The sequence below is a fragment of the Paenibacillus sp. FSL H3-0333 genome (assembly GCF_038002805.1).
In the GTDB taxonomy this organism is placed as follows: domain Bacteria; phylum Bacillota; class Bacilli; order Paenibacillales; family Paenibacillaceae; genus Paenibacillus_AQ; species Paenibacillus_AQ silagei.
Window position 1 is genome coordinate 2958455 of sequence record NZ_JBBODG010000001.1, and the last position, 12406, is coordinate 2970860.

A 12406-nucleotide genomic window follows, 5' to 3' on the forward strand; every position below is an offset into this window, starting at 1 on the left:
AATAATATAATATTTTTATGTAATAATAATGGACCTAAAGTATTTATTTACCAAAAATGGGTGTCGAAAAATGTAAAATTAAATGTTTTTATAAATTTAAATGCATAAAATTATTTTATTTGAGCAGATGCTATCAAATTAACTATTTTTCCTCAGAGTTTTTGATGTGAGTTTTGTTTTCAGCTTAAAGATATCAATCTTAAGGCCAGTTTAAATTCACCAAAAAGGAGCATACTAGTGTCGTTTGAGGTTCCTATAAATTTAAGGTCCCTGATTATTTAGAGGGAAGGAAACCTCGTATTCTCCGCAAATCAGGCCGCCTGTGTCCGAAAGTGGTCACAGGCGGCCTGATCATGCTGACTGAGGATTGAAGCCGCATGTAAGAATGGCCAATTATGTGCGCTACGTTTGCAATGTACACAGGCTAATGCATAACCTAATCTGCGCGACACACTTGCCTGCTTCCCCTAGCTACACCCGCAGATACGGATGCAGCTGCTTCAGCTCCGCACACTGTGTGAGCGCTTCGGCTACCAGCGCTGCGATCTGCTGCGCTCCGGATTGGGAGAAATGCGTGTCATCGGTAATGCCGTCCGGGTAGTTGGGGCGGGCACCCGGCGGCAGGTGCATGAACAGCCCGGCTGATGCTTCGGTCCCAAGTCTGCGGTAGAGCTGCTGGGAGGCGGAAAAAATATCAAGCAGAGGTGTTCCAGTCTCCCCTGCAACCTCCCGCATAACCTGTGGATAGAGTCCGACAGCCTGCGGGTCCGGTTCCCCGTCCCTAGTGAAGCGGCGGCGGCTCACGGAGGTCAGCAGCACAGGGAAGCTGCCCCGGCTGCGGGCGGAATCAATGAATACCTGCAGATTCTCGCGGTATTCGGTATCCGGCTCCGTGTAACGGAGAGGGTCCTCCAGCTTCTGGTCATTATGGCCGAACTGGATCAGCAGGAAATCTCCGGGGATGAAGTCCCGTTCCATATCTGTCAGCCTTCCCTCAGCCAGGAAGGAGCGTGTGCTCCGTCCGTTGATAGCCCGGTTCTCAATCCGCACCTTCCGGCTGACATACTGCTGCAGGTATTCGCCCCATCCGGCCATCGGCCATTCCCCGCCGCCCTTCTGGGCGGCGGTAGAGTCTCCGGCGATATAGATAGTCGGCATCTTCAGCATGCCTCCATCTAGACGGTCACTCCGGCTTCGCTGCCGGCAATCTGGAAGCCGAAATACCCGGCTGCGTTATTGTAGGAGATATCCCGGACCATAGCCCCCAGGACGCCGAGGTCATCCGGCGCTTCCCCGCGTTCGGCGAGTTCACCGAGCAGTCCGCACAGGACCCGGCGGAAATATTCATGCCGGGTATACGACAGGAAGCTGCGCGAATCGGTCAGCATGCCGACGAAGTTGCCGAGCAGGCTGCCCTCAGCCAGCAGAGTCAGCTGCTGGCGCATGCCGCTGCGCGTATCGTTGTACCACCAGCCGGAGCCAAGCTGGAGCTTGCCGGGGGTATCCTTCTGGTAACAGCCCAGCAGAGCGAGCAGGGCAGGGTAGTCGCCGGGATTCAGCGAGTAGAGGATCGTCTTCGGCAAGCCGCTGCCGCTCTCGGCCCGGTCAAGCAACTGCGACAGCGCTGTGGTCAGCGGCAGATCGTTGATGCCGTCATAGCCGGTATCCGGTCCAAGCCGCTGGAACATCGGCGTGTTATTGTTGCGGTAAGCATGCAGGTGAAGCTGCATGGTCCAGCCCTTGTCATGATAGAAGCCGATCAGCGCGGTCAGCAGCTCTGTGCGGTAGCGGGTGATTTCCTCCGGTGACAGCGCAGCTCCCTGCATTCTTTTGGCAAAAATAGCTTCCACCACCTCAGGCGCAGCCGCTTCGTAACGCAGGACATCCAGCGCATGGTCCGACAGGCGGCAGCCCTGCTCGTGGAAGAAGGCAACCCGGTTACGCAGGGCATCCAGCAGTCCGGCATAGCTCTTGACCGGCAGGCCGGAGGCCGACTCCAGCTTAAGGGTCCAGGCGGCGAAGCCTTCGGCATCGATGTTCAGCGCCTTGTCAGGACGGAAGGTCGGGAACACCTGGAAGGCGGTCTCACTCCCCTGCAGCAGCTTGTGATACTCCAGGGAATCTGCCGGATCATCGGTGGTGCAGATCACCTTGACACCGCTGCTGCGGATTAGGCCGCGCCGGGTGAAGCCCGGTTCAGCCAGCTTCCGGTTGACCTTCTCCCAGATGGCCGGAGCCGTGGCTTCAGTCAGCAGCTCCTCTACACCGAAGAAACGGCGGAGCTCCAGATGAGTCCAGCTATACAGCGGGTTGCCTACTGCCTTAGGCAGCGTACGGGCCCAGGCCAGAAATTTATCATAATCAGAGGCGTCACCGGTAATATGCGATTCAGGCACGCCGTTCGCGCGCATCAGCCGCCACTTGTAATGATCGCCGTACAGCCAGGCTGCGGTCAGATTCTCAAAGGGCTGGTCCTCATAGATTTCGCGCGGGTCCAGATGGCAGTGGTAATCGATAATGGGCATGGTTTTGGCGTGATTATGAAAGAGTAGCCGTGCTGTTTCGCCGGACAACATGAAGTCCTCGTTTAGGAACATGAGTAGGATCTCCCTTTGAATGGATTGGAATAAGTTCTACAAGGTAACGCCTGTTTTGAAAATAGCCAGCTCACGCACTTCATTCTGCTCGTTCCGTGTTTTTTGGCCGCTGGCGACAGCAATAATATACGTGATGAATTCCTCCAGCACATCGGCCATCGGCGTTTCCAGCAGGGGACCTGCGTTGAAGTCCATCCAGTGGCCTTTTTTGGCAAAAAGGTCATTGTTCGTTGCTACCTTAACCGTAGGCACGAAGCTGCCGAAAGGCGTGCCTCGGCCGGTGGTGAACAGCACAAGCTGGCAATCGGAAGCGGCAAGCGCAGACGCAGCGACCAGATCGTTGCCGGGAGCCTGTAAGAGGCTCAACCCTTTTTTGCGCAGCTTCACGCCATACTGCAATACATCCACCACCGGTGACGATCCGGCCTTCTGGGTGCAGCCGAGCGATTTGTCCTCCAGCGTGCTGATGCCGCCGGCCTTGTTGCCCGGAGACGGATTCTCATAGACAGGCTCGCCGTAAGAGAGGAAATACTGCTTGAAGTTATTGATCAGCGAGACGATATCATCATAGACCTCCTTGCTCTCTGCACGGGCCATCAGCACCTTCTCCGCACCGAACATTTCCGGCACCTCCGTCAGCACTGAGGTTCCGCCCTGGGAGATGATGAAGTCGGAGAATGCGCCCAGCAGCGGGTTGGCCGTAATGCCGGAGAATCCGTCCGAGCCGCCGCATTTCAGCCCGATGTTCAGCTCACTGAGCGGAACCGGCTCACGGACGTCGTTCGCAGCGGCTTCATACAGCTCCTCCAGCAGCACAAGACCAGCTTCCAGCTCATTGCCTACCTCCTGGGCCACCAGGAACTTAACCCGGGACCCGTCATAATCGCCCAGCATGCTGCGGAACTCGGAGACGATATTGTTCTCGCAGCCAAGGCCGAAAACGAGTACACCGCCTGCATTGGGATGATTAACGGCATCAAGCAGAATACTGCGGGTCATGCGGTGATCATCGCCCAGCTGGGAGCAGCCGTAAGGATGCTTCAGCACGGTCAGGTTGTCGAATCCGCCAAGATCGGGATGCTCGGCCTTGAACTCCTGAAGCATCTGCTCGGCAACGCCGTTCACACAGCCCACGGTCGGAATAATGAACAGATCATTACGGATGCCCACCTTGCCGTTACTCCGCCGGTACCCCTGGAAGGTCAAATCACGGCGCGGATAAATCACCGGATGGACATCAGGCACATACTCGTATTCTTCCTCGCCGGACAGATTTGTTTTGATGTTATGCGTATGAATCCAGTCGCCTGCGGCAATCGGAGCCGTGGCATGGCCGATCGGGGAACCGTATTTGGTAATGATGTCTCCGCTGCTGAAACCGGTCAGGGCAATCTTATGACCCTGCGGAATCTCCTGGGCGGCCTGAAGCGTTAGTCCGTCTATCGTCAATTCTTCTCCGGCAGCAATCGACCGTAAGGCTACAGCTACCGTATCTCTCGGGTTCATTTTCATTAAGTTCTTCATGTTGGCCCTCCTAAAAGTTTGTAAGCTGCGCTTCCCTGTGCTTCTTGGTACAAACGCGCTGGTTCAGCGGACAAGTTCCTGTAATGCTGCGCGGGAATCTTCAAGCTCCAGCTGCTGCAAATGGGCGGCAACCGCATCAGCCAGTCCCGGCAGCAGGGTAAGATCCTGTCCCCACAGGCTGCTGTCGCCAAGAATGGTGTTCACGAAGCTGGCCGGCTGGCTCCAGGCCTGATCGAACACTGCCAGTACCTCTGCGCCGTCCTGCCGGGGAATACGGTCTCCCCGGTAGCTGAGCAGCAGGGCGGCGAAGGCGAGAGTCATCCGCTCCGGAAGCTTGCCGCGTTCCTGCTGGTAGCGAAGCAGAACCGGGAGCAGGCGAGCCTTGAATTTGGAAATGCTGTTGAGTGAGATGGAGGTCAGCTCATGGCGGATGAACGGATTGCGGAAGCGCTCCTGTACGGCATCGGCGTAGGACAATAGTTGCTCGGCAGGCAGATCCAGCATAGGGATCAGCTCCTCTTCAATCAACTGCTTCACGAAGCGGGAGAAGGTACCGTCATTCATGACGTCTTCAACCGTCTCAAGACCGGCAAGCAGGCCCAGAGGGACCATAGCGGTATGCGGTCCGTTCAGCAGATGAACCTTGCGTTCGCGGTAAGGCGTCATATCCGGTGTCACCACGACATTCAGTCCGGCCTTAGCCAGCGGCAGGCGCTCTGCCAGAGATTCCGGTCCTTCAATGACCCAGAAGAGGAACGGCTCTGCGGTTACCATTACGTTATCGAGATAGCCGAGCTCAGCTTCGAGAGCAGCAGCCTGGTCACGCGGATAACCAGGGACAATCCGGTCCACCAGACTGCAGCAGAAGGTATTCTCGGACTTCAGCCATTGCAGGAATTCTGCGCCAAGATTCCAGTCAGCCGCATAATGTTCTACGATCTCCTGTAATTTCTCGCCGTTGCGGTCAATCAGCTCGCAAGGAATAATAACGAAGCCTTTCTTGCCTAGCTCGAAGCGGCGGTGGAGCAGCGCTGTCAGCTTGCCCGGGAAGCTCTTAGGGGGGACATCGTCTGCGCGGTCGCCTGGAAGATAGGCAATGCCGGCTTCGGTAGTATTGGAGGTGATGAACTCCAGATCATCATTCTCGGCGAGCGCGAGATAAGCTTCATAATCCATGTATGGATTAATCACCCGGCTGACCGAGCTGATAATTTCGCGGGAATTGACGGTCTCGTTGTCCATGATGCCATTAAGCAGCACGGTGTAGAGGTTGTCTTGAGCGGCCATCAGATCAGCTACGCCTCCGGTTCCCTGAGCAATGGGCTGAATGAGGACAGCGCTTCCGTTGAACAGACCCTGATTGTTCATTTGCTGCAGCTGCCAGTCTACGAACGCACGCATGAAGTTGCCTTCGCCGAACTGAATCATCCGTTCCGGATGGAGGGTTAGCCCCGGGTGAGTGCTTCTGGATAAACGGTTTGTCATAGTGGTCATGATCTCCTTTAGAATACAGTGATAAATTGCACACGTTAACATTTTATTTTAAGCAAGATCCGGAATTCCCTCTCTTGTCCAGGAAGGCTCCGTATCTGCAGAAAATAGCGGGTGGGTTGAAATAGAGTTATACTCCTGCAACCGTATCCCTTACCACCAGCGAAGTCTTAACGAACAGCTGCTGCGGCGGGGTCTCCGGCTGCTGAAGCAGCTCGATCAGCATGGTAATGCCCAGCTCACTGATCTCGGCAATCGGCTTGCGGACCGTGGTCAGGGCAGGATTCGTATAGCGGGCGAACATCATATCATCGAAGCCGATCAGTGAGATCTGCTCCGGCACCTGCACCTTGTGGGCATAGCAGGCATTCATGGCGCCTATCGCCATATCATCATTGGAGCAGAACACAGCCGTAGGCCAGTCCTCCAGGCTAAGCAGCTTGCTCATTGCCGCATATCCGCTCTCAATGCTGTAATCTCCCGGGGCAAAATAATCAGGATTCAGCGGAAGCCGGCCTGCAATCAGACTGTCCAGGAAGCCCTGCTTACGTTCGCTTGAGGACTTGAAGCCGGGCTTGCCTTCAATAATAGCCAGCTTGCGGTGACCCTGCTGCACAGCATAATCAATCGCTTCCTTGACGCCTTCGCGGTCATTGGCGACCACGTTCATGATGCCGGGGTCCTCCAGCTGGCGGTTCAGCACCACTAGCGGAATGCCCGTCTTCTTCACATGATAGATGAAGGCATTGTCTTCATCGCTCTGGCTCATGACCAGAATGCCGTCGAAGCGCTGCGGCTGAATATTGCTGAAATGCTGCACACCGTCGATCCCGTTCACCGTCAGATTATAGTTCTCATCGAGAATATGCGTAATGCCTTTGATGGCATCCACCAGGAAGCTTGAGGAAGTCCCCTGCTCAATACTGGAGAAGAACAGGCCGATGATGAACGATCTCTTGGTGACCAAGCTCTTGGCACTGTAATTTGGCACATAATTCATTTCGGCGGCGATCCGTTCAATCTTATCCCGGGTGGCCTTCTTGATCAGCGGGTTGCCGTTCAGCGCCCTCGATACGGTAGTATGGGACACACCGGCAACACGGGCAATATCTTTGATGGTAATCATAGGTTCTCCCCGGGTACATGGAATTGTTAACGATTTCAGTTTAGTTCTCCAGCAGTGTCAAGTCAATAGTTTATTGGAATGCACACGTTAATATTTTGTGAAAAGTCAACGCAAAAACAGACCCGGATCAGGGTCCAGGGTCTGCGTTTGAAGAGGGGAGGAAGGATCACAGGCGAGCGCTGCTTCTCCTCTGATGAAGAGACCCCGAAGCCTTCTCAGGCATGGTTGTGCTGGAATTTCGTAATATCGCGGGCGTAATGCGAGGTGGTGCCGTCGAATCTTTTCAGCCGGACATACTCATCAGAGAATTTCTCAACGACTCCGCTGCCTACCTGGGAGTACATTCCGTCAGGGTCAAGCTGGAGGGCGGATACGAAGGTCTGTGACAGTGCGGCTACGAAAAAATCAATGTTTTTAACAAGTGTCTGTGGCAAAAGTCCCAGTCCTTTCATGAGGTAGTACATCGTCAGCGGGCAAAAAAACTTAAACCTTATTGTACGACAGGCTGCCGGATTTGAACATAGGCTATACTTGGTGTATATATATCCAGCCGAAAGTTGACACAGGGATGTCCGGTTCGTATGGTAAGCTCTCATTATAAGAGAATCCAATTACATCAGCAGGAGGAATTCAAGAATGGCCGAACCCCTGAAAGCAATGTACAACCAAGAATTCCTGCACAGCCTGGGAATGAAGATTAAAGCCGTCTACAGTTCGTTCGAGCTAGGCCGCTTCATGGCTGAGGCGATGAGGGAGCCGTGGGAGGAGCTGGAGCTGAAGGCACGGATGCGGAGGATTACAGAGACACTGGGCAGCTGCCTGCCCCCGGCCTATGAGGAAGCGCTGAAGATATTGTATGCGATAGATAAGGACTGTGTCGGCTTCCCGTATCTGATCTTCCCGGATTTCGTGGAGGTGTATGGCGGAAGTGAGGAGCACTGGGAGCTGTCGATGGAGGCGCTGGAGCGGTTCACCCAGAGGTCCTCGGCGGAATTTGCCGTCAGGCCGTTCCTGCTGCGTGATCCGCAAGCGATGATGGACCAGATGCTGGTCTGGGCGGAGCATCCGGGGGAGCATGTGCGGCGGCTCGCCAGCGAGGGCAGCCGTCCCCGCCTGCCCTGGGGCCAGGCATTGCCGATGTTCAAGCGCGATCCGTCTCCGCTATTGCCGCTGCTGGAGAAGCTGAAGGCTGACCCGTCACTCTATGTGCGCAAAAGTGTAGCCAACAACCTGAACGATATCGCGAAGGATCACCCTGATATCGTGATAGCTACCGCCCGCCGCTGGCTGGGCAGTAATGTAAATACGAACTGGATTGTGCGGCATGGCTGCCGCTCTCTGATCCGCAAGGCGGACCCTGAGATCATGGAGCTGTTCGGATATGCCCCGGAGGAGAGCGGCACCCCGCTGGTCAGCTCGGCTGTCCTAACGGCCGAACCGGCCGAGCTGCGGATTGGGGAGCACTGTGAGCTGCAATACACTCTGACGATCCGGGAGGGCGGTCCGGTGCGCATCCGCATTGAATACGGAATCAACTTCGTCAAGGCCGGGGGCAAGACCTCGCGCAAGCTGTTTCTGTTATCCGACAAAACCGTGCCCGGCGGTACCAGACTCTCCGGTACAAGGACCCACCGCTGGGCCAACCTGACTACACGGAAGCACTATCCCGGAGAGCATACCCTTGTGCTGCTTGTGAATGGGCGGGCTGTAGCCGATACCTTACTGCTGCTTGAGCCGGAGTTATAAGGCAGAGATCTTAGAAGTATCCATACCCAAACAAAGCGGATGTTCCGGCAGCCAGTTCATGGCTTCCGGGACATCCGCTTCTCTATGGGTGCTATTATCCGCTAGGCTTGGCTCTGGCTGCTAGTCATGAATATTCCCGGCCATTTTCAGCCGTTTGGCAATCTCCTTGAATTCCTCGGCAGAGATGCCCGGTGCGAATTCTTCCTTCACTTCCGGGGCCTCGGGGATAGGGAAGCCTTCCGGTACGCCCTGAATGACCTCAAGCGGAAGCCCGTCCTCGGGGTGAGTACCCTTCCAGATCTGGTCAATGGAGCTGAAATCCTTATCGCTCCAGGTGTACAGCTTCGTATGAACGCCTTTTTCCTCGTACTTTCTGGCTTCATTGAAAGCTTTGTTGTCCAAGGAAGGAATGGGCACCAGCTTGGTAACATTGACGCCTGTGGCAATCTCCAGCGCCTTGGCGTATGCGACCACGTGAACACCTCCACGGACAAGCAGGAAGCCGACTACCGCCCGGGCTGCAGGGTGGTCGGTCATTTCGTAGACCTTCATTTTATGGGTTCTGGCCCCGCACTCCAGGAAGAAGTTATGAAGCAGGTCCTCCACCAGATTACCGCTGTTGAACACATTGGCTCCGGTCCATGGATTGCCCATCGAATCGAACGGCATGGCCCCCTGTGCGCCTGCCAGGAAATGATAAGACAGCCGTGCGTCTTTGACATCCGCAAGCGGTGTGGAATCCGGTTTCTTATAAGCCGTGGAACCTCTTAGACATTTGTTCACGGCGTGGGAGACCAGCTCAACATGGCCCAGCTCTTCGGCGGTAATGCTCATTACCAGGTCGTAGAAGGGCTTCAGCTTGTCCTTGGAGCGGAAGTTGAAGGACTGGTACAAGTAGTTATTGAGTGTTGACATTTCACCGAATTTGCCTCCGAGCAGCTCTTGTACGGCTGCTGCAGCATTAGGATCTGGTTTCTCGACGTCCGGGATTTCAATCATAATCTCATCCATACGTGTGAACATGGTGATCATCATCTCCTCAGCAGTAGGTGTAAGCATACTTGTCTATTTTACACCTATTTCCATTTTTTCAAACATCACCGCTGAGGAAGCTGGACATGCAGTTCATGATTGTTCTTCGGCTGCTGCGAGGCCATCTCCAGAACATAGCTTCTCGTTCCGCTTGCCGGGGCGTCCTGCCAGAGCCGGTAGCCTGCTGTGGCGGTCACGGCGGCATTGCCCGCACTGGCAGAGCCTGCGAAGTAATTCTCGTTCAGCCTTCCGACAACGTCAGCCATTTGCTTCAGCTCAGTCTCCGTATAACTGGCGTAAGCGGGATCTTCAGCCAGACGGGAATAACTCCGGGTCGCAGACCGCTTGCGGAAATTGGCTTCACTGTAGGCCCTGAAGCCCAGCAGATTCGGATCGGTATTGCCGGTGGCTGCTGCCCATTGCTCCATCCCTAATCGCTGTGTGCTGTAATCCAGAGTCTGACGGGCGGAGGAATAGGTTAAGAGTCCGTATTGATGGGGAAAAACAGATAAAGCAATGCTGGCGATGTCATAGATACGCTCCCCGTCATGGCTATATTCACTGATGTCCTGAATGTGTATATGCCCGCTGAGAACCGTCCGTACACCACTCTGCATCAAGGCATCTGTAACCTTGGTATGGTCCTCTACAGTGAAGCCCTCCTGAATGAATTCACTGTGATTCAGCAGGCTGTGATGCATGACCGTCACGAGCTGCGCGCCTGCGGCAGCGGCCTTTGCGCCGCAGGCGGCGATCCATTCCAGGGTCTGGTCACTGACCCGGCCCTCCAGCTGGGGATGGCCCAGCGCTTTATTGTCCTCATACTGTGCAGTATCCAGCATGAGCAGCCATAGCTCCTCTGACGGGGCAGCCAGATAGCTGAGCGAATCCTCGTCTTTCAGCAGGGCCTCATCATAACCGAAGCTGCCATAGATTTGGCGGAATGCCTTGGCGCTCACGGAATCTGTGGCGTATTGGCGCTTATCGCGGAAGCTCCGGGCCCAGGGATTCCGGATGTCATGATTGCCCGGGATCACATAGATCCGGGTTCCGGTGTCTTGCTCAATGCGCTTCAGATGTCCGGCCAGCTCCTTATGGCTGGCTTCTTCCCCGTTGTTGCTGAGATCCCCGCTGATAATCACCACATCCGGCTTGCGGATTCCGATATCATAGCCCAGCGCCTCTAGCATTTCCTTGCTGTAGCCGAGCTGCTTGCCGTCACCGGCAGCCAGAAACTGCTGGAAGGCAGGCCCGAGGTCCCTAAGCTCCTGCGCTAAATAATGGGTGTCGCTCGTCGTCAGAATCCTCAGATCATGGCCGGACTGAATCCGGTATTGCGGCTCCGGCTCCGCTACATCCTGTCCGCCGCAGGATGAGAGCATCAGGAGCAGAAGAGGAAGAATAGCATACTTATGGATGAACTTCATTAGGCCAGCACCTCTTTTCGCGGGCAACAACAAGAAAAAGGGGTATTCTCCCCGGCCGCTTGCCCGAAGAGGAACCCCCCGCACCCTGCCGCATTATTTTTTCACTTCGGTGACGCCGGTTACCTTACCCTGATCAGCTGCCGTATAGGTAGCCTGGTACTTGGCATCGGAGAAATAGACATTGCCTTCAATGGTGGCATTCACGACGGCGAAGCCGTCAGCCTCCACATAGACATCACCCACAAAGGTCCCTCCCTGAATCCGGGCATTCTCGCTGCGGATCGTCAATTTGGGGGCGGTGAGCTTGAAGGAGTTCGTGATGTTGTGATCGGCATCCTGGGTATAGAGCGCGATTTTGCGGGCAGGTTCTTCCTTGTTAATGAATTGTCCGTCCACCACAAGCTCCTCCGAGAAGCTCAGGTCTTTCAGGGTGGCTGCAATCCAGGTGCCGTCCTTGCTGATCGCCTTCTTGAAGGCTTCGCCGTTGTCGACCACCGAAGCCGAAGTGACTGCATCCGGGGCAGCGGTAGCCGCCGTATTGCCCGTGTTTGCTGCTGTGCCGGTGTTGCCTGCATTTTTGTTTGCGTTGCCGCATCCGATAAGCAGGGTCAGGGTGAATGCTGCAAGTACTACTGCGAACTTTCTCATTGTGTTAACCTCCTTGGGGTGTGTAAGGGTGAGATATTTACCGATCGTTCTATAAATGGTAAAATAGACCGCGAAAGGAGCATGATCATGGCGCGAAGCAAAGAGTTTGACATTGATGATGTATTGCTCAAGGCAATGACGATTTTTTGGCAGCAGGGCTATGAGAAGACGTCCATGCAGGATCTTGTAGCCGGCATGGGAATTCACAAGCGAAGCATGTATGACACCTTTGGAGACAAGCATACCTTATATATAAAAGCGCTGGAGCGCTTTGCAGCCCTTCAAAGCTCCCGGCTGGAAAGCCGGATCGAGGGCATCACCTCTGCCAAGGCTGCCATCCGCCTCTTATTCGAAGCCACAGTTTACAGAAGTGAAGCGGAGCCGAAGGGCTGTATGCTGGTGAATACGGCAGTGGAGCTGTCGGCTCATGATCCGGAAGCTGCTGAGCGGGCCAATGAGGCTTTTTTGAATACCGAGAGATTAATGGAACAGCTGATCCTGCATGGACAGGAGACCGGAGAACTCTCCTCCCGGCATGCGGCTCCGGCGCTTGCTGCTTATCTGCACAATGCCCTGGTTGGACTGCGGGTTATGGTCAAGGCAACGAGGGATGCGGGCAAGCTCCAGACCATTATTAATACTACGCTGGCTGTGCTGGACTGAGCTGCCGTATTAGTATGAACGCGCCTGCCGGTATTTATCCAAATAGATATTCGGGCTGGCAGCAGGCGTGTGAGTGTGTTCAGGCTTCAATATGAACGCGGTATGCATTACAATAGGTTTCTGGATAAGGTTACACCGGCAGGAGGGAGCAA

At 54.9% G+C, this 12406-nt stretch carries 11 protein-coding genes; 2 read left to right on the top strand and 9 right to left on the bottom strand.

Going from position 1 to position 12406, the window contains the following annotated elements; all coding sequences use genetic code 11:
• Positions 1-471: 471 nt before the first annotated feature.
• The 6 genes from MHH78_RS12835 to MHH78_RS12860 all read right to left on the bottom strand — a co-directional run bounded on the left by MHH78_RS12835 (position 472) and on the right by MHH78_RS12860 (position 7172).
• On the bottom strand, positions 472-1158 hold the full coding sequence (locus MHH78_RS12835) for a rhamnogalacturonan acetylesterase (RefSeq protein ID WP_341167630.1): 687 nt from the start codon (positions 1156-1158) through the stop codon (positions 472-474).
• A 17-nt stretch (positions 1159-1175) separates the two neighbouring features.
• The gene (uxaC, locus tag MHH78_RS12840; protein WP_341167631.1) at positions 1176-2597 is read right to left on the bottom strand and encodes a glucuronate isomerase; all 1422 of its coding nucleotides are present in this window, start codon (positions 2595-2597) and stop codon (positions 1176-1178) included.
• 36 nt (positions 2598-2633) lie between these two features.
• On the bottom strand, positions 2634-4121 hold the full coding sequence (locus MHH78_RS12845; protein WP_341167632.1) for a UxaA family hydrolase: 1488 nt from the start codon (positions 4119-4121) through the stop codon (positions 2634-2636).
• 63 nt (positions 4122-4184) lie between these two features.
• Entirely contained in the window at positions 4185-5606 is a 1422-nt protein-coding gene (locus MHH78_RS12850; RefSeq protein ID WP_341167633.1) for a tagaturonate reductase, read from the bottom strand.
• Positions 5607-5742: 136 nt separating this feature from the next.
• Positions 5743-6738, bottom strand: coding sequence for a LacI family DNA-binding transcriptional regulator (locus tag MHH78_RS12855; RefSeq protein WP_341167634.1), 996 nt, complete (start codon positions 6736-6738; stop codon positions 5743-5745).
• Positions 6739-6953: 215 nt separating this feature from the next.
• Positions 6954-7172, bottom strand: a complete 219-nt coding sequence (locus tag MHH78_RS12860; protein WP_036698535.1) for a hypothetical protein — start codon at positions 7170-7172, stop codon at positions 6954-6956.
• A 202-nt stretch (positions 7173-7374) separates the two neighbouring features.
• On the opposite strand from MHH78_RS12860, the gene MHH78_RS12865 reads away from it, so the two are divergent.
• Positions 7375-8484 (top strand): hypothetical protein, encoded by a 1110-nt coding sequence (locus tag MHH78_RS12865; RefSeq protein ID WP_341167635.1) that lies wholly within the window; start codon positions 7375-7377, stop codon positions 8482-8484.
• A gap of 120 nt (positions 8485-8604) precedes the next feature.
• Here MHH78_RS12865 and MHH78_RS12870 read toward each other — a convergent pair whose 3' ends face one another.
• The 3 genes from MHH78_RS12870 to MHH78_RS12880 form a co-directional block, all read right to left on the bottom strand.
• Positions 8605-9507, bottom strand: coding sequence for a manganese catalase family protein (locus tag MHH78_RS12870; protein WP_036731772.1), 903 nt, complete (start codon positions 9505-9507; stop codon positions 8605-8607).
• Between the two features lie 74 nt (positions 9508-9581).
• Positions 9582-10943, bottom strand: a complete 1362-nt coding sequence (locus tag MHH78_RS12875) for a metallophosphoesterase (protein ID WP_341167636.1) — start codon at positions 10941-10943, stop codon at positions 9582-9584.
• Between the two features lie 93 nt (positions 10944-11036).
• Entirely contained in the window at positions 11037-11591 is a 555-nt protein-coding gene (locus MHH78_RS12880) for a hypothetical protein (protein ID WP_341167637.1), read from the bottom strand.
• An 87-nt stretch (positions 11592-11678) separates the two neighbouring features.
• On the opposite strand from MHH78_RS12880, the gene MHH78_RS12885 reads away from it, so the two are divergent.
• A complete protein-coding gene (locus MHH78_RS12885; RefSeq protein ID WP_341167638.1) occupies positions 11679-12254 on the top strand; it encodes a TetR/AcrR family transcriptional regulator in 576 nt (191 codons plus the stop codon).
• Positions 12255-12406 lie beyond the last annotated feature (152 nt).